The following is a 16,564-nucleotide window of genomic DNA, read 5'->3' as shown; positions in this document are numbered from 1 at the left end:
AGGATTTGACAAAGAAGCTTTATATAGAGACTCTCGGTTGTGCGATGAACGTTCGCGATAGCGAGCATATAATCGCAGAGCTTAAAAACAAAGAAGACTTTGACCTTACGGAGAATATAAAAGAGGCCGATCTTATTTTGATAAATACATGCTCCGTAAGAGAGAAACCCGTTCATAAACTCTTTTCTGAAATCGGGCATTTTAACAAAGTAAAAAAACCTGGTGCGAAGATTGGTGTTTGCGGATGTACCGCAAGCCATCTAGGCGAAGAGATAATAAAAAAGGCGCCATACGTAAGTTTTGTTCTTGGTGCTAGAAACGTATCGAAAATAACCGACGTTTTACATAAGGAAAAAGCGGTTGAAGTTGATATCGATTATGATGAAAGTACATACGCCTTTAGCGATTTTAGAAGTTCTTTATATAAAGCTTTTATAAACATATCAATAGGATGCGATAAAAAATGTACCTTTTGTATAGTTCCAAACACAAGAGGCGAAGAGATTTCAATTCCGCCGGATCTTATTTTAAAAGAGGTAGAAAAAGCGGCAAAAAGCGGTGCTAAAGAGATATTTTTACTAGGGCAAAATGTTAACAATTACGGTAGAAGATTTTCCTCTTACGAAGGCGAAATAAACTTTACAAAACTTTTGAGGCTGGTAAGCGAAGTAGATGGGGTGGAGCGTATAAGATTTACATCTCCTCACCCTCTTCATATGGATGATGAGTTTTTAGAGGAGTTTGCAAACAATCCTAAAATTTGTAAATCTATGCACATGCCGCTTCAAAGCGGTTCAACGAAAGTTTTAAGAGATATGAAAAGAGGATATACCAAAGAGTGGTTTTTAAATAGAGCTTCTAAACTTAGAGAGATGGTTCCCGATGTACATATCTCTACCGATATTATAGTTGGTTTTCCAGGAGAGAGTGAAAAAGATTTTGAAGAGACTATAGAGGTTGTAAAAGAGGTCAAGTTCGAGCAGATTTTTAGTTTTAAATACTCTCCAAGACCTTTAACGCCGGCGAAAGATTTTGAAAATCAAGTACCTGACGAGGTGGCAAGCGAGAGACTAAAAATATTACAGGATCTCCATTTTGAAATTTTGGACGAGATAAGTAAACGTGAGCTAGGCAAAGTTTATAAAGTATATTTTGAAGAACTTAAACCTGGTGGATTTGTAGCCGGCAGAAGCGATAATAACTGGATCGTCAAAGTAAAAGGAAGCGAAGAGCTTCTAGGAAAGTTTGTAGATGTAAAGATCACAAAACCAGGAAGACTTGCTTTAGAGGGTGAAACTGTCTAAATTATGAAAAAAGAGACAAAAAGAAAGATACTATCTACTCTTTTACCGTTTATCGGTGCATTACTGATACGTTTTATCTATCTTACTTGTAAAAAAGAGTATAAAATTGCTTCAAAAATACCAAAAGAGCCTTTTATCGTAGCTTTTTGGCACGGTGAACTGCTTATGCAGCCATATCTTTACAAAAAAGTAAGAGGTAAACACAAAATTGCTGTAATGATTAGCGAACATTTCGATGGCGAGATAATAGCTAGAATAGTTAAAAGATTTGGGATCGATTCTGTTAGAGGCTCAACTAAGAAGGGAGCCGCAAAAGTTTTACTAAATGCTATAAGAAAAATGAGAGAGGGGTATGATATAGCAATAACTCCTGATGGTCCAAGAGGTCCAAGATATTCTATAGCTGACGGTATTGTGGCTATTTCTAAAAAAGAAGATGCATATATAGTACCTTTTCATTACGAAGCTTCCAAGTATTGGCAGCTTAACAGCTGGGATAAATTTATCATTCCAAAGCCTTTCTCCAAGCTGACGTTTTATGTGGGAGAGCCCTTTAAAGTCGAAGAACTTGAAGATAAATCCACAAAGGAATATATAAAGAAGCGAATGCTACAATTTGGTAAATAAAGAGCAGTTAAAGGCCAAAAGTGGATACTTCCCTAATAGACGATAAAGAGACTTATATTAGCGTCAAAACAAATTTTAGAAGTTGTCTTTTTGTAAATACCCTTTTGCAGTTTACTCTTTGTAAAGAGAAGGAAGAAAATAAAAAAGATTATGCATACTTTGAGATAGACGACAAATTTAAAATAGTTATATCAAAAGAAGAGTTAGAAAAAATCAAAAAAGAGCTCCCCAATGTCAAATATATAATATCCCCATTTTTGCTGCTTTATAAATTTTTTTTAAAAGATAGAAATGAAAAAGCTTTATGGATCTTAAATCAGAAAAATTTTGTCACAGTATCTGTTTTTAAAGATGGCTCCGCTCTTTTTAGCAGACAGATAAAAAAAGATGAAGAATTAAAATATGATGAGTTTGTAAAAGAGATTATAAAGGAGTTTTATAAAAGCGAGTGCTGCTATTTTTTAGAGGAGATTTTGATTTTTGACGCTGAAGGTATTAATCAAGATGAGGTCGAGAAAATTTATGAGAAAACTCTACTTGAAACAGAATATAAAAGTATAGATCTAAAAAGCGAACTTGAGAAGTTTTGTAAAGATGATAAGGTTTTAAAATACGCTATTAAAATAGAAAGAGAAAATTTTTCTATACCAAACTGGCTCAAAATATCTATAGTTTTTATCTTTTTATTTTTAGGAGGTTTGGATCTCTATTTTAGGTATAAAAACTCTTTGTTGCAATCGCAAATGATTGAAATGCAAAATGAAAAGATATCATTGCAAAAAAACATAGAAGATTTAACTAAAAAAACGACTTTGTTGAAATCGATCGTACCTATTGTTCAAGATATCAAAAGTTCCAATTCTCTCATAAAGAGCAATATTAAAAATATTTTTGAGCTAGTTCCAGATGAAATTGTGCTTAAAAGGGCAGAGTTTTATAAAAAATCACTTGTTTTAGAAGGCTTTACTCCTTCTAAAAGAGATTATTTTAAGCTTGATAAGTCTTTGAAGAGTTTTTATCAAATAAGAGATGTTAAGTTTGAAAAAAAGAATAGAAAATATCTCTTTTTATCAATAAATAAAGAGGCCAAGGTTAATAATGGGCGCTAAAAATAAAATCATATATCTGCTTTATACTCTTTTGTTCATATCACTTTTCTATGCGGTAGTCGCTTTTTTAATCATACCAGATATGAAAAGAGCCGGAGATTTAAAAGAGAATATTTCACAATTAGAATCTAAACTTAAAATTTTGAAAGAGAAAAATAGCGATCTGCAAAACAGTTTTTTTGATCTAAATTGGTATAAAGGGTATCTTAGATATTTCGAAAACGGTTTTAGTAAAAAGGATTTGGAGAATCTTTTGATAATTTACGGTAGTGAAGTAGCAGTAAAAAAAGTCGATAAAAATATTGAAGAAAATTATAAAGTTGTAAAATATTTAGTAAGTATGAAGATTGAGACACCAAAAAACTTCTATTCCTTTTTAAATTATGTTGAAGAAAACCGTATTCCTATTAAGATTGAATATCCTATTGTTTTTGAGAAAAAAGATTTGATTGAGTTGAGATTTAAAGTCGCTCTATACAGTTTTTAATCTCTTTTGGTTCAATACCGCTTTTAAATATATAGCCCCTTACGTGTTCAGGAATTTTTAAAATCCTGCAGGACTCTTTGAACCTTTTGTCCATAACAGTTTTTATATAAGGAGATACAAATATATAGTCGTCATCGATATCAATTGCTATATTTTTGCCTATAACGCACTTTTTTTGCTTCAAAATCTCCTTTTTCTGCTTTGAGCTTAAAAGATATCCTAAAGATTTTACCGCTTTGTCTATCGCTCTTATGTTTTTTAGATCGTTTTTTTGATTTTTTATGATAAATAGATCTTTTAAATTGTAAATTTTAAACTCTTCTAGAAGTAGCTGTTTGTCTAAGTGAAGATACTCGAAACTTCTTTTTATACCTTCATCAAAAAGTTCCATCAATTTATCACTGAACTCTTTTCTAAAAAAGTTTCTTCTAAACTTAATATCTTTGTTTGTAATATCTTCGAAATATTTTATTTTTTTTTGTTTTAAATACTTTTTAATATCTTTTTTTGCCGTAAAAAGCAGGGGCCTGACAATACAATAATCTTTTTTTTCGCTAATAAGTTCCATTCCTAGCAGTTCTACAAGTCCGGCACCTTTTGTAAACTGCATCAAAAACCACTCTAGTTGATCGTTTAGATGATGAGCAGTTATTAGGTTATGATAGTTATACTGTTTTATAACTTGTTCAAAAAAATCGTATCTGATTTTTCTTGCTTTATACTCTATTGAAGGAGGTGACAAGGGAGCCTCTTTTATAAATATTTTTTTACCGTATTTTTTTGCAAGTTCTTTTGCATATTCTACTTCCAGGTGGCTTTGGCTTCTTAGTTTATAGTTTACGATAGCTATATCAAAAGAGATGTTTTTTTCAAGAAGCATAAAAAAAAGTGCGCTAGAATCGGTTCCTGCCGAAAAAGCCAAAAGGTTTTTCTTATCTTTTAAATACTGAGTTGCCTTTGGATTTAAAGCTGTTTTCAAACGGATACCTTATGCTTCCTTTATCACTTTTCCAAGTAGTTTGTCATCTACTAGCTCGGTTATCTCAATCTTATAAATTTTTCCGGTTTCAAGGTTTTGCGTTTTGCTTTCATTAACTAAAATCTCTCCGTCAACTTCAGGAGCCCACATAATTTTTCTAGCACTTAAAAGAAGTTCACTCTCTTCGCTTTCTCCCTCTAGTACCGCTTCAATGACTTTTCCTAAATCCTTTTTTAAACTTTTTAAAGTTTTTTCTTTTACTATCTCATCCAAAATTTTTAGTCTCTCATCTATTGTTTCTTGGGGTACTTTGTTTTTCATCTGGTGTGCAAAGGTGCCTTCTTCGTCAGAGTACGCAAAAAGATTTACCCTATCAAAATCAAACTTTTCTAAAAAATCGCAGAGCTCTTTAAAATCCTTTTCTGACTCTTGGGGGTGTCCTACTATTATACTAGTTCTTAAGAATGACTCATTTACATTCCTCATCTTTTCTAGAAGCTCTTTTGTTCTATCTGTCCCGGCTCCTCGTTTCATGATTTTTAGCATTTTTGAGCTGATATGCTGTATAGGCATTTCAAAATATTTGTGGAAAATAGGCGAATCGGCTATCTTTTCTATAAGTTCTGTAGATGTTGTGGATGGATACAGATACAAAATCCTAGCACTTTTTACTCCCTCTACCTTTTCAACCTCTTCTATAAGTTTTATAAGTCCATCTTTTTGGCCAAAATCTCTCAAATAGGAACTGCTATCTTGAGAAACGAAAGTAAAGTCGTAAAATCCTTTTTCTACCAATCTTTGTATCTCAGTTACGATAGATTCTACCGGTCTTGATTGAAGTTTTCCTTTGAAAGAGGGGATTGCGCAAAAACTACATGTTTGATTGCAACCTTCGCTAAGTTTTATATATGCGTGATAGTTTGAGCCTGTTACTACTCTATCTTCGTTTTTTATTAGATATGGCGTTGAACTAAAGTAGTCTCTTTTCTCTTCTAAAAGTTTGTCTATCTTGTCATAATCTCCAACACCTGTGAAAATATCTACCTCCGTTAACTCTTTTTTTAACTCTTCTTTGTATCTTTCGCTAAGACATCCGGCCATAACCAAAATTGAGTCTTTTTTTCTTTGGGAGTGAAGCTCAAACACCGTTTGAAGGCTTTCTTCTTTTGCAGCTTCTATAAACCCGCAACTATTTACTATGATTACATCTGCTTCTTTGATATTTTGACTAATTTCGTAATCTTTTAGTTTTCCAAGCATTACTTCGGTATCTACCAAATTTTTGGTACATCCCAAAGATACTACAAACAGCTTTTTTTTCATAATACTCCTATAATTTTTTAAAATTTTATCTGTCTTTGAAAATAATAGAAAATCAAAGATATTATTTTATTTAACGGCTTTTACACAGTTTTTACCGCTTTTTTTTGCATCATATAAAGCTTTATCCGCTCTTTCAAATATAGACTCTAAAGTATCCGTTTTTTTTGCTTCCGTAACACCGAAACTAGCAGTTGTTTTAATCTCATTGATATTGAAAGTTCTATTTTCTATGGCTTTTCGTAACCTTTCGGCAATATGTTTTGCCTGTTGAAGTTCAGAACCTGGTAGAATAACCGCAAACTCTTCTCCTCCTATTCGTGAAGCTATGGCATTTGCTCTTAGAAAGTTTTTCAAAATATTTGCAATTTCTTGAAGAATCATATCCCCAATCGGGTGTCCATATTTGTCGTTAATCTTTTTAAAGTCATCTATATCCAAAATAACGAGTGAAAAAGGATAGTTTTTTGTTTGTAAATCATTGATAAGTTCTAAAAGAGCTCTTTCAAATCTTCTTCTATTTACAAGTCCTGTTAGAAAATCCATTTCCGCTTCGGTTTTTGCTATTTTTAACTCTTCTTGTAGTATTAGAACATCTTTATGGTATTTTTTAAGCTCTTTTGTTAATTTTTTATTTTCATTTTTCAGATTATTTAACTCTTCTAAAATTTTATCTATCGATTTTAAAATAGTTTTATGCTCAATTTTCTCTTTGCTATCTATAATAAATTCGGTATGGTTGTCTATCGTATCGGCATGTTTGTCTAAAGAGTAGATTATCTCAAGTAGTTTTTTATCTATAGACTTGGCTATCAAATTTAATTTTTTTACAAAACCTTTAGGATTGTCAAAATTATTCTCTTCTTTGTATTCTTTTACTTCATCGTATGGTTCGTCATAAATTTCTTTAAAAAGCCCTAAAATTTCAAGGTCGTTTAACTCTTTTTGAGATTCTACAATGTAACAAAATACATAAAACCATCTTTCATAGTTTTTAGGAGTTATTAAAATGTTGTTTCTTATCATAAAATTCATCTCTTGTCTGACTATATTCATAATAGTTTTAATATCTTCTTTTGAAAATTTTTCACCATTTTCCAGTTTTTTCAGGATTATACATTCATTTATCTTCATCGATTACCCTTTGGGATATAATTTTTGATTGAGATATAATATTAAATAAATTCGAAATAATGGACTTATTTTATAAGATATTTTCTATTATGTAAAGAGTTTAAAAAAGAATGTATCACGATTGTAACAACACTTTACATCTTGACGGAGTTTGACTGATAAGATGAAGTTGGTTTTGTAGGAAGTGGTGGCCAGAGGCGGAATCGAACCGCCGACACAGGGATTTTCAGTCCCTTGCTCTACCGACTGAGCTATCTGGCCCTTGAATGTGGACTGAAATTATAATAAACATACATTGAAAATAAGCTTAAATATCACTATCATTACTCTAATACATATTTTTTAAACTTTTTCCCTCTCTCTTTATATGATTTGAACTGATCCAGACTTGCACAAGCGGGAGATAACAAAGCGACACTTTTTTCATCTAACACTTTTTTAATCTCTTCAACGGCTCTTTTTAGAGTTACTACTCTTTTACATATTACGAAATGCTTTTTTGATAGTTTGAAAATGGTGTCACTATCTTTTCCTATTGCAAAAATCTCTATTTCGAAGTTTTTTAAAAATCTTACAAAAGGCTCCAAATCTGCCCCTTTAGCGTCGCCTCCAGCAATGAGATAGATCTTTTTGTCTTTATATCTTTTTACAGCTTCCATAGCGGCATTTATGTTGGTTGCTTTGCTGTCATCTACCCACAATCTTCCTTCATTGTCAAAAAACTCTTCAATTTTATGAGAATCAACTTCGAAACTATTTATCAGCTCATAATCTATTTCGTCAAAAACAGTTTTTGTTACTCCTAACGCTAAAAGAGCATCTAGTAAAAAGGGCTCTTTAAAAGATATTTTTTTTATATCGATATTAAAATATTTTGCTAAATCCTCACTCTTTTCATACACTATTTTCATGCCATTAGTTTCAATATTTTCATATTTTTTAGGGATTATACAAACTTCTCCCTCTTTCAAAGCTCTAATAGGTTTTAATTTGGCTTTTTCGTATGCTTTAAAACTTCCGTGCCAGCTTATATGGTCCTCACTAATTGGTAAAAGTATGTATAAATTAGGTTTTGCAAATTTAGTATAATGCAGCGTAAACGAACTAGTCTCTAAAGTCCATATTTTTGCGTTTTCGTCCAAATTAGCTAAAGGCGTACCTATATTGCCTCCAAGTTCTGCTCCCCTTTTTTTTAGTAGATGAGCTATCATCTGGGTAGTGGTAGTTTTTCCGTTTGTTCCGCTAATCCAAATTGTAAACGGTATATTTTTTGAATTGAAAAAAGAGGATAGAAATAGATCATATTCGCTGATAAGATTTGCTGCTCTTTTTATGAGAGGATTAAAAGGAGGGATGCCGGGACTAGGAATCTCTAAAAGAGATTTTTTTGGATCGAAAAAGCTAGAGGGAAATACTTTGAAACCTTTTTCATCTATAAAAGGTTCTTTAGTATTGTCGTCAAAAAAGATTGCGTTTCTTAATTTTTGAGCTATTGCTTTTGTGGTTTTTCCGTAGCCAAATAGGGATATAGAGGGTATGGAGTCAGAGGAAGGATAAAGGAATAAATCTTCTATCTTTTCTACTTTTTTTTCTTCTTTTTTGTTTTCTTCTGCCTTCATCCTTCTACCTAATTTTTAAAGTTATCAAAGCAATAATATTGGAAATTAAAGCAATTATCCAAAATCTCACTATTATTTTACTCTCTTTCCAGTTTTTCTGCTCGAAATGGTGATGAATAGGAGCCATTAAAAAGACCCTTTTCCCCCTTAGCTTATAGCTTCCAACCTGTAATATTACCGATAGTGCTTCCAAAACAAAAACAAAACCGATTATGATAAGCAGTAGTTCGCTTTTTGAAACGATTGACAAATAAGCCAACAAAGCGCCTATTGACAAACTTCCGCTGTCACCCATAAATACTTCGGCAGGATGACAGTTATACCATAAAAAACCTATTAAAGCGCCAGCTAATGCGGCTCCTATGATAGTTACTTCTCCTACTCCGGTTACTTTAGGAAGCAAAAGATAGCTGCTAAGACCCGCATGTCCTGTTATGTAAACGAGTAAAGATAAAGATGCGAGAGAAAAGATTGATGGAACAGTTGCCAAGCCGTCAAGGCCGTCAGTTAAATTGACGGCGTTGGAAGTAGCAACCATTACCAAAACCCAAAACAAAATAGCAAAAAAACCCATATCGAAAATAGGATATTTGTAAAAGGGTATATATAGCTCAGATGAAAGATTAGAATAAAAATATAGTATTGAAGCTATTATTAGTGACGCGGCTATTTGAAGTAAAACTTTTGCTTTTGCGCTTAAGCCGGATTGATTCTCTTTTTTTACAATTTTGGAAATATCGTCTTTTATGCCTATTATGGTAAAAAGCACGATAGTTAATAGTGCGCAAACTACGAAAATATTGTCTATTTTAGCAGTTAAGAGTGAAGCTACTATCGTAGAAAATATAAAAACTACTCCCCCCATAGTTGGAGTATTGGCTTTGTTTTTATGTGTTTGTGGCGCTAACGAATAGATAGGTTGATTTGCATTTTTGGTTCTTGCCCATTTGATAAATCTCGGCATGAGCCAAAGAGTAAGTATGAAAGCTATAAAAAAACCGAATCCCGCTCTAACCGTAATATACTGAAACAGGTTTATATCAAAATGTTTATATAGTAGATACAGCATACTTTTCCATTAAAAGTTTATAGTTATTTTAAAATTGCTACATTATTAATATAAACAAAAGAGAAATACTACTAAAATTTCACTGATAATTTAATAAGTTTTTGAGGTGAAAATGAATAAAAAAGGTATAAGAAAAACTATACTAGTGATAACAGACGGAATAGGCTACAATCCGGATAGCTATTATAACGCATTTGCCGCAGCGAAAAAGAGTGCGTATGAGTATCTTTTCAAAAACGTTCCATACTCACTTATAAAAACTTACGGAATGAGTGTGGGACTCCCAGAAGGACAGATGGGAAATAGTGAAGTTGGTCATATGACTATAGGAAGCGGCAGGGTTCTTTATCAAGATTTAGTAAGAATCTCTTTGGCTTTAAGTGATGGCACTTTGGAAAAAAACGAGGTTTTTCAAAACCTTCTAAAAAGTAGCAAAAGACTCCATTTAGTAGGTCTTTTAAGTGACGGAGGAGTTCATTCTCATATTGAGCATTTTATCGGTATTGCAAATATTGCTTCAAAATATAAACTTGAGGTGATTCTACATCCCATTACCGACGGAAGAGACGTATCTCCTACAAGTGCGGTAAAATATCTAAAAGAGCTTCAAAAGTTGCCAAAAGCCAAAATAGCGACTATTGGCGGAAGATTTTACACCATGGATAGAGATAAAAGATGGGAGAGGGTAGAGAGAGGCTACAGGACTATAGCCGAAGGAGTACCTAAAATATCAACTTCTTTGGATGAATATATCAATAAGCAGTATGAAAAAGAGATAACGGATGAGTTTATAGAGCCGGTATCGCTTGAGTGGTATAACGGCTTTGAAGATGGCGATGGAGTTTTGTTTATAAATTTTAGAAGTGATAGGATGAGAGAGATTGTCACCGCTATAGGCGATGAGAGTTTTGACAAGTTTCCAAGAAGAGATGTGAAAGTAAATATAGCAACGATTGTGGAGTATGATGAAACTTTTTCTTATCCTGTTATGTTTGAAAAGAGCGTTCCTAAAAACACTCTTGCCGAAGTTATAAGTAAAGAGGGATTAGATCAATTCCATACAGCGGAAACGGAAAAATATGCCCATGTAACATTCTTTTTTAATGGGGGCATAGAGGAGCCTTATATAAACGAAACAAGAGTTTTGATTCCTAGCCCAAATGTAAGAACATACGATGAAAAACCCCAGATGAGTGCTCACGAAGTTGGCAAAGCGGTAAGAAGCGCTATGGATGAGGGTTATGAATTTATCGTGGTGAATTTTGCAAACGGGGATATGGTAGGCCATACTGGTAATTTTGAAGCGGCAGTAAAAGCTGTGGAAGCAGTTGATAATGAGCTTGAAAAGATTATAACAAAAGCTAAAGAGAAAGATTATAACCTAATTTTAACAAGCGATCACGGGAATTGTGAAAAGATGAGAGATAAAGACGGAAAAGTGTTAACGAACCATACTGTTGGAGAAGTTTGGTGTTTTGTTATGGCCGATGGCGTTAAAGAGGTAAAACCAGGCGGGCTTAGCAATATAGCTCCTACGGTTTTGAAACTGATGGGTCTTGAGATTCCAAAAGAGATGGATGAGCCGTTGATATAAATACCTAATAAAAGGAGATTTGATGAAATTTAGCGGAAAAAATGTTTTAGTAACGGGAGCTAGTAGAGGAATCGGAGCCGAAATCGCTAGAGTTTTGGCAGGATACGGACTAAAAGTTTGGATAAATTACAAAAGCAGTGCGGAAGCTGCCGACAGGCTCAAAGATGAGATTGAGTCAAATGGGGGAGAAGCCGCCGTTATAGGATTTGATGTAAGTGATGAAAAGGCTTTTGTAGAGGCAATAAAAACTATAATAGATTGTGACGGCGAGCTTAGTTATCTGGTAAACAACGCAGGTATTACAAAAGATAAATTGGCAATCAGAATGAGTGTAGCCGATTTCGAAGAAGTGATAAGAGCTAACTTAACATCGGCATTTATTGGATGTAAAGAGGCTTTGAAAGTTATGAGTAAAAAAAGATTTGGAAGTGTAGTAAATATATCTTCGATTGTAGCTGAGAGTGGAAACGCGGGACAGGTAAACTACAGTGCTAGCAAAGGAGCGATGCTCTCTATGACAAAAAGTTTTGCACTAGAAGGTGCCGCTAGAGGTATCAGGTTTAACGCTATTACTCCAGGATTTATTGCTACAGATATGACAGACAAGCTAAAAGATGAGATTAAAGAAGAGTATATATCTAAAATTCCATTAAAAAGATTTGGTGAGCCTAAAGAAGTTGCAGAAGCGGTAGCTTTTTTACTAAGTGATCATTCAAGCTATATTACAGGCGAGACTATAAAAGTTAACGGCGGGATGTATATGTAATTTGTTATTGGTATATTCAGTGTATTTGTATATTGGTGTATCGGTTTTTCTATTTTTGCGCAAACAACCAATATACCAATAACCAATATACTAAATAACTTATGTCTAATTAAATCTTTTTTTGATAAAATTTAGCGATTTAAAAATTACAAAGGAGTTAATATGGCACTTTTTGATGAAGTTAAAGAGGTTGTGGTAGAGCAGCTAAACGCTAATCCTGATGAAGTTAAAGAAGATTCAAAATTTGTTGAAGATTTAGGTGCTGACAGCCTTGACGTAGTTGAGTTGGTTATGGCTTTGGAAGAAAAATTTGGTATAGAAATTCCTGATGAGGATGCAGAAAAAATCCAAACTGTAGGTGACGCAGTTAAATATATTGAAGAGCACAAATCTTGATTTTTGCAGGCGTTGGCCTGCAATAAACTAGCAGTGTTAAGTGCTAAGTGTTATAGATTATGCATGATGTAGCACTTAATACTTAACACTTGACACTTAAAAGGATAAGTTGTGAAAAGAGTGGTAATAACCGGACTCGGAATGATAAATGCTTTAGGAAATGATAAAGATAGCTCTTTTGAGGCCATTATAAATGGTGAATGTGGAGTAGATACAATAACCTCTTTCGATCCGACAAATCACAGCGTAAAAATTGCGGCCGAAGTAAAAGATTTTGATCCTAAAACCATAATGGATCCTAAAGAGGTTAAAAAAGCAGATAGATTTATTCATCTTGGTATAAAAGCGGCTCAAGAAGCGATAAAAGATGCGAGTATTGATGATAGTGTTGAGAGAGAAAGATTTGGAATAAGCTCTGCTTCCGGTATAGGTGGGCTTCAAAATATAGAGAAGAACTCCGTTATCTGCGATACAAGAGGACCTAAAAGAATAAGTCCCTTTTTCATCCCTTCCGCACTGGTTAATATGTTAGGTGGATTTATATCTATTGAGAATAACTTAAAAGGACCAAATATATCAAGTGTCACGGCTTGTGCGGCTGGTACTCACGCGATTACGGAAGCTGTTAAGACAATATTGCTTGGTGGAGCCGATAGAATGCTTGTTGTGGGAGCGGAAGCTGCGATATGTCCTATAGGAATCGGCGGTTTTGCCGCAATGAAAGCACTCTCAACAAGAAACGATGATCCAAAGCACGCTTCACGCCCTTTTGATGCAGATAGAGACGGTTTTGTGATGGGTGAAGGTGCCGGGGCTTTGATCCTTGAAGAGTATGAAGCGGCTAAAAAAAGAGGCGCTAAGATTTATGCTGAGATTGTAGGTTTTGGTGAAAGTGGAGACGCGAACCATATTACTACACCGGCTCCTGAAGGAGAGGGGGCTTACAGGGCAATGAAAGCGGCTTTACAAATGGCTGGAAATATAAATATCGATTATATAAATGCGCATGGAACAAGTACGAAATATAACGATATGTATGAAACTATGGCAATAAAAAAACTTTTTGGTACAAAAGAGCAATGTCCTCCTGTAAGCTCTACAAAAGGACAGATAGCACACTGTTTGGGTGCTGCAGGAGCGATAGAAGCCGTTATATCTTTGATGGCTATGGATAAAGGAGTGATTCCTCCTACTATAAACTATGAAACACCTGATCCTGATTGTGATCTTGATTATGTACCAAATCAAGCTAGAGAGGCGAAGCTAAATGTGGTTATGAGTAACTCTTTCGGTTTTGGTGGAACGAATGGAGTTGTGATTTTTAAAAAAGTTTAAGGGCTGATTTTGGCAACATACCTTGATTTTGAACAAAAAATAAAACAGATTGAAGAGCAGATTGAAGCTGCAAAAGCTAGAGGTGATGAGGCTGCCGTTGAGATATTGAAAAAAGATTTGGAAAAAGAGGTCTCTAAAACGTATAAAAATCTATCCGATTTTCAAAAACTTCAGCTTGCAAGGCATCCGGACAGACCTTATGCTTTGGATTATGTAAGACTTTTGATGGAAGAGCCTTATGAAATTCATGGTGATAGATGTTATAGAGACGATCCTGCAATTATATGTTATCTTGGATATATTGATGGTCAAAGAACTATGCTTATAGGAGAGCAAAAGGGCAGGGGAACCAAAAACAAGATTAAAAGAAATTTCGGAATGCCTCACCCGGAAGGGTATAGAAAAGCTCTTAGAGCCGCTAAAATGGCTGAAAAATTTGGTATTCCAGTCTTGATGCTTATAGATACGCCGGGAGCGTATCCTGGAATTGGCGCCGAGGAGAGAGGGCAGAGTGAGGCGATTGCAAGAAATCTTTTAGAGCTTAGCAGACTCGATACGGTAACAGTCTCTATCGTGATAGGAGAAGGTGGAAGCGGTGGGGCTTTGGCCATAGGTGTGGCTGACAAACTTGCGATGATGAGATATTCGGTATTTAGTGTTATCTCTCCTGAAGGTTGTGCCGCGATTTTATGGAATGATCCTGCTAAAGTTGAGCAGGCTACCAAAGCTTTAAAAATAACCGCCGAGGATCTAAAAGAGCTAGGTCTTGTAGATGATATCATTGAAGAGCCGCTTATAGGCGCTCATCGTGATAAAGAGGGTGCCGCTAAGGCTTTGAAGGAGTATTATTTAAAAAGTGTGAAGGAGCTCTCCGGCTTATCTTCAGAAGAAAGGCTTAGTTTAAGATATCAGAAATTAGTAAGTAAAGGGGCGTTTAAAGAGTAGGTCTCGTTAAACGCCTTGCATACTTCATCTCAAGCTTATTTCTTTACTATTATAAGTTTTTACCTTGACTTATTTTTTTTGTCCTTATTTGAGACCTTTTTCTTTCATATATTTGTTCATTAGATGGTAAGCTTCATCTTTTAGTTTCAATTTTTCAAGTTTTAGTTTCTCAAGTTCCAAATCTTCCATATATTCGCGTCCCTCTTCTACTTCCGTTACAATTTCGTCTAGCTCGTTATGTTTAGTGACTATTGCATCAAAATGAGGATCTTTTGCTTTTAGCTCTTCTACTATCTCTTTTGGGAATTCTTCTAACATTTTATCTCCTTTTTATTGCTTGCAAACTTTTGTTTAGGTATTGCTTCTGTAGATAATTTTAGCATTTATGTTCTATATTCTGCATTAATTTTTACGTATTCGTATCCAAGATCACATCCATACGCTTTAAATCTTCCTTGGGCAATTCCTAGATCGCACTTTATTGTAAACTCATCTCTTTTCATAACTTGATGAGCCATTCCCTCTATTTGGGGAGTAAAAAGTATCTCTCCTTTATCGTAAACCAAAACATCTTCAAAACTGATTTTTAATCTATCTTCATAGCACTCAATCCCGCTAGCTCCAATAGTTGAAGCGATTCTTCCCCAGTTTGGATCTTCGCCGAAAATTGCTGTTTTTACTAAGAGAGAATTCGTTAAAGCTTGTGCAGCAATTTTTGCTTCAGTATCATTTTTTGCGCCTGTTATCTCAAACCCTACTAATTTTTTCGCCCCTTCTCCGTCTTTAACTATCTGTAGAGCAAGATGATGCATTATTTTATATAAAGCAAAATCAAAAGCATCTTTATCATAAACACCGCTTTTTTTATTGCTAAAAAGCATTACGGTATCGTTGGTAGATCTGTCTCCATCTACACTGATAGCATTGAATGTGGTTTCTACATTTTTGTGCAGAAGTTCGTCCATATCTTTTTTAGGTATATCTGCATCGGTTATGATAAAACAGAGCATTGTAGCAAGAGCTGGATTTATCATACCAGCTCCTTTTGCTACTCCTGCTATATTGAAACTTTTTTTATTATTTAGCTCAACTTTAAAAGAGATCATTTTCTCAAAAGTATCTGTTGTCATTATAGATTTTGCAAAATTTAGAGAGTTTTTTGAGCTTAGGTCAAGTTTTTCAAGTGCAGATTTTATCTTTTCTTTTGGAAGCGGTACGCCTATAACGCCAGTTGAGCTCATTATAGGGTTATCGATGCTAGGGAAAATCTTTTTTGCATACTCTAAAATCTCTTCTATATCATCTATCCCTTTTTCACCGGTCATAGCGTTTGCGTTTTTTGAATTTACAAGTAAAAAGTTGCTTTTTGTGATATTATGTTTTTGAAAATGTTTCAAAGGTGCGGCTTGAAATCTGTTTTTTGTAAATAGTGCTGATATTTCGCAAATGGTATCTGAGTATATAAAACCTAGGTCTAACCCATCTTTTTTTAAACCTGCATTCAAACCATCACAATAAAAACCTTCAACCGATTCTATACCGTCTTTAGTAGGGATAAGTTTGAACATAGCGGATCCTTAAAGTTTATAAAAAAATTTATCTAAAAAAGAAGTGGGAGGAAGAGGTGAAAAAATCGCTTATATTAGCGATTTTTTCTTCATAGTTCTTAGAGTTGAGGCTGCTACTTTGATCTTTTTTCTTGTTCCGTCTGGAAGTGTTATTCTAACGGTTCTAAGGTTTGGCAAAAATCTTCTTTTTGTTTTATTGTTTGCGTGACTTACATTATGTCCAGTTCTTGGACCTTTACCTGTTATAGCGCATTTTCTTGACATTTTTTTCACCTTCTCTCAATAATTTAGCTTTGAATTGTAGCCGATTGA

General features: G+C 34.2%; 17 protein-coding genes and 1 tRNA gene. 9 read left to right on the top strand and 9 right to left on the bottom strand.

Translation table 11 applies throughout. The annotated features are described in order from the left end of the window. The first annotated feature begins 5 nt into the window (after positions 1-5). Genes miaB through NIL_RS08305 form a run of 4 tightly spaced genes read left to right on the top strand, consistent with a single transcriptional unit; the run spans position 6 to position 3,527 of the window. Positions 6-1,304, top strand: coding sequence for a tRNA (N6-isopentenyl adenosine(37)-C2)-methylthiotransferase MiaB (gene miaB / locus NIL_RS08320; RefSeq protein WP_187647316.1), 1,299 nt, complete (start codon positions 6-8; stop codon positions 1,302-1,304). 3 nt (positions 1,305-1,307) lie between these two features. After that, complete coding sequence (locus tag NIL_RS08315; protein ID WP_187647315.1) at positions 1,308-1,931, top strand: lysophospholipid acyltransferase family protein; 624 nt, start codon at positions 1,308-1,310, stop codon at positions 1,929-1,931. A gap of 20 nt (positions 1,932-1,951) precedes the next feature. After that, positions 1,952-3,040, top strand: coding sequence for a DUF8341 domain-containing protein (locus tag NIL_RS08310; RefSeq protein ID WP_187647314.1), 1,089 nt, complete (start codon positions 1,952-1,954; stop codon positions 3,038-3,040). Then, positions 3,030-3,527: a hypothetical protein gene (locus NIL_RS08305; protein WP_187647313.1), complete on the top strand. Its 498-nt coding sequence runs from the start codon at positions 3,030-3,032 to the stop codon at positions 3,525-3,527. The genes NIL_RS08310 and NIL_RS08305 overlap by 11 nt, the downstream gene beginning before the upstream one ends. On the opposite strand, the gene tilS is transcribed toward NIL_RS08305, so the two are convergent. From tilS to mraY, 6 genes are all read right to left on the bottom strand, one after another. Further along, the gene (tilS, locus tag NIL_RS08300) at positions 3,502-4,506 is read right to left on the bottom strand and encodes a tRNA lysidine(34) synthetase TilS (RefSeq protein ID WP_187647312.1); all 1,005 of its coding nucleotides are present in this window, start codon (positions 4,504-4,506) and stop codon (positions 3,502-3,504) included. The two genes, NIL_RS08305 and tilS, sit on opposite strands and share 26 nt — an antisense overlap. A 9-nt stretch (positions 4,507-4,515) precedes the next feature. Further along, positions 4,516-5,829: a 30S ribosomal protein S12 methylthiotransferase RimO gene (gene rimO / locus NIL_RS08295; RefSeq protein ID WP_187647311.1), complete on the bottom strand. Its 1,314-nt coding sequence runs from the start codon at positions 5,827-5,829 to the stop codon at positions 4,516-4,518. 66 nt (positions 5,830-5,895) lie between these two features. Continuing rightward, complete coding sequence (locus NIL_RS08290) at positions 5,896-6,960, bottom strand: GGDEF domain-containing protein (RefSeq protein WP_187647310.1); 1,065 nt, start codon at positions 6,958-6,960, stop codon at positions 5,896-5,898. A gap of 185 nt (positions 6,961-7,145) precedes the next feature. Then, positions 7,146-7,221: transfer RNA gene (locus NIL_RS08285), tRNA-Phe, on the bottom strand. A gap of 62 nt (positions 7,222-7,283) precedes the next feature. Further along, positions 7,284-8,579 carry a UDP-N-acetylmuramoyl-L-alanine--D-glutamate ligase gene (gene murD / locus NIL_RS08280; protein WP_187647309.1) on the bottom strand — a complete coding sequence of 432 codons (1,296 nt, stop codon included), beginning with the start codon at positions 8,577-8,579 and terminating at the stop codon, positions 7,284-7,286. Positions 8,580-8,583: 4 nt separating this feature from the next. Continuing rightward, positions 8,584-9,648, bottom strand: a complete 1,065-nt coding sequence (mraY, locus tag NIL_RS08275; protein WP_187647308.1) for a phospho-N-acetylmuramoyl-pentapeptide-transferase — start codon at positions 9,646-9,648, stop codon at positions 8,584-8,586. Positions 9,649-9,760: 112 nt separating this feature from the next. Here mraY and gpmI point away from each other — a divergent pair, with 112 nt between their 5' ends. The 5 genes from gpmI (at position 9,761) to accA (ending at position 14,684) form a co-directional block, all read left to right on the top strand. Then, positions 9,761-11,242, top strand: a complete 1,482-nt coding sequence (gene gpmI, locus NIL_RS08270; protein WP_187647307.1) for a 2,3-bisphosphoglycerate-independent phosphoglycerate mutase — start codon at positions 9,761-9,763, stop codon at positions 11,240-11,242. Positions 11,243-11,264: 22 nt separating this feature from the next. After that, on the top strand, positions 11,265-12,008 hold the full coding sequence (gene fabG, locus NIL_RS08265; protein ID WP_187647306.1) for a 3-oxoacyl-ACP reductase FabG: 744 nt from the start codon (positions 11,265-11,267) through the stop codon (positions 12,006-12,008). 162 nt (positions 12,009-12,170) lie between these two features. Then, on the top strand, positions 12,171-12,404 hold the full coding sequence (acpP, locus tag NIL_RS08260) for an acyl carrier protein (RefSeq protein WP_187647305.1): 234 nt from the start codon (positions 12,171-12,173) through the stop codon (positions 12,402-12,404). A 111-nt stretch (positions 12,405-12,515) separates the two neighbouring features. Beyond that, positions 12,516-13,739, top strand: coding sequence for a beta-ketoacyl-ACP synthase II (locus NIL_RS08255; protein WP_187647304.1), 1,224 nt, complete (start codon positions 12,516-12,518; stop codon positions 13,737-13,739). Between the two features lie 9 nt (positions 13,740-13,748). After that, positions 13,749-14,684 (top strand): acetyl-CoA carboxylase carboxyl transferase subunit alpha, encoded by a 936-nt coding sequence (gene accA, locus NIL_RS08250; protein WP_187647303.1) that lies wholly within the window; start codon positions 13,749-13,751, stop codon positions 14,682-14,684. An 84-nt stretch (positions 14,685-14,768) separates the two neighbouring features. Here the strand turns inward: accA and NIL_RS08245 are convergent, their stop codons facing one another. The 3 genes from NIL_RS08245 to rpmB form a co-directional block, all read right to left on the bottom strand. Beyond that, positions 14,769-15,002: a DUF465 domain-containing protein gene (locus tag NIL_RS08245; protein ID WP_187647302.1), complete on the bottom strand. Its 234-nt coding sequence runs from the start codon at positions 15,000-15,002 to the stop codon at positions 14,769-14,771. Between the two features lie 65 nt (positions 15,003-15,067). Next, positions 15,068-16,252 carry a bifunctional glutamate N-acetyltransferase/amino-acid acetyltransferase ArgJ gene (argJ, locus tag NIL_RS08240; RefSeq protein WP_187647301.1) on the bottom strand — a complete coding sequence of 395 codons (1,185 nt, stop codon included), beginning with the start codon at positions 16,250-16,252 and terminating at the stop codon, positions 15,068-15,070. 69 nt (positions 16,253-16,321) lie between these two features. After that, positions 16,322-16,516 carry a 50S ribosomal protein L28 gene (gene rpmB, locus NIL_RS08235; RefSeq protein WP_187647300.1) on the bottom strand — a complete coding sequence of 65 codons (195 nt, stop codon included), beginning with the start codon at positions 16,514-16,516 and terminating at the stop codon, positions 16,322-16,324. Positions 16,517-16,564 lie beyond the last annotated feature (48 nt).

It is taken from the genome of Nitrosophilus labii (assembly GCF_014466985.1).
Classification (GTDB): Bacteria; Campylobacterota; Campylobacteria; order Campylobacterales; family Nitratiruptoraceae; genus Nitrosophilus_A; species Nitrosophilus_A labii.
Note: the sequence above shows the minus strand (reverse complement) of the source record. Positions and strands in the feature narration are given on the sequence as shown.

Bases quoted from the DNA above. Each gene is read 5' to 3' on its own strand.
- mraY (WP_187647308.1), bottom strand. From the start codon at position 9,648: ATGCTGTATCTACTATATAAACATTTTGATATAAACCTGTTTCAGTAT.
- rpmB (WP_187647300.1), bottom strand. From the start codon at position 16,516: ATGTCAAGAAAATGCGCTATAACAGGTAAAGGTCCAAGAACTGGACAT.
- NIL_RS08315 (WP_187647315.1), top strand. From the start codon at position 1,308: ATGAAAAAAGAGACAAAAAGAAAGATACTATCTACTCTTTTACCGTTT.
- NIL_RS08245 (WP_187647302.1), bottom strand. From the start codon at position 15,002: ATGTTAGAAGAATTCCCAAAAGAGATAGTAGAAGAGCTAAAAGCAAAA.
- fabG (WP_187647306.1), top strand. From the start codon at position 11,265: ATGAAATTTAGCGGAAAAAATGTTTTAGTAACGGGAGCTAGTAGAGGA.
- murD (WP_187647309.1), bottom strand. From the start codon at position 8,579: ATGAAGGCAGAAGAAAACAAAAAAGAAGAAAAAAAAGTAGAAAAGATA.
- argJ (WP_187647301.1), bottom strand. From the start codon at position 16,252: ATGTTCAAACTTATCCCTACTAAAGACGGTATAGAATCGGTTGAAGGT.
- NIL_RS08305 (WP_187647313.1), top strand. From the start codon at position 3,030: ATGGGCGCTAAAAATAAAATCATATATCTGCTTTATACTCTTTTGTTC.
- rimO (WP_187647311.1), bottom strand. From the start codon at position 5,829: ATGAAAAAAAAGCTGTTTGTAGTATCTTTGGGATGTACCAAAAATTTG.
- gpmI (WP_187647307.1), top strand. From the start codon at position 9,761: ATGAATAAAAAAGGTATAAGAAAAACTATACTAGTGATAACAGACGGA.
- acpP (WP_187647305.1), top strand. From the start codon at position 12,171: ATGGCACTTTTTGATGAAGTTAAAGAGGTTGTGGTAGAGCAGCTAAAC.
- NIL_RS08290 (WP_187647310.1), bottom strand. From the start codon at position 6,960: ATGAAGATAAATGAATGTATAATCCTGAAAAAACTGGAAAATGGTGAA.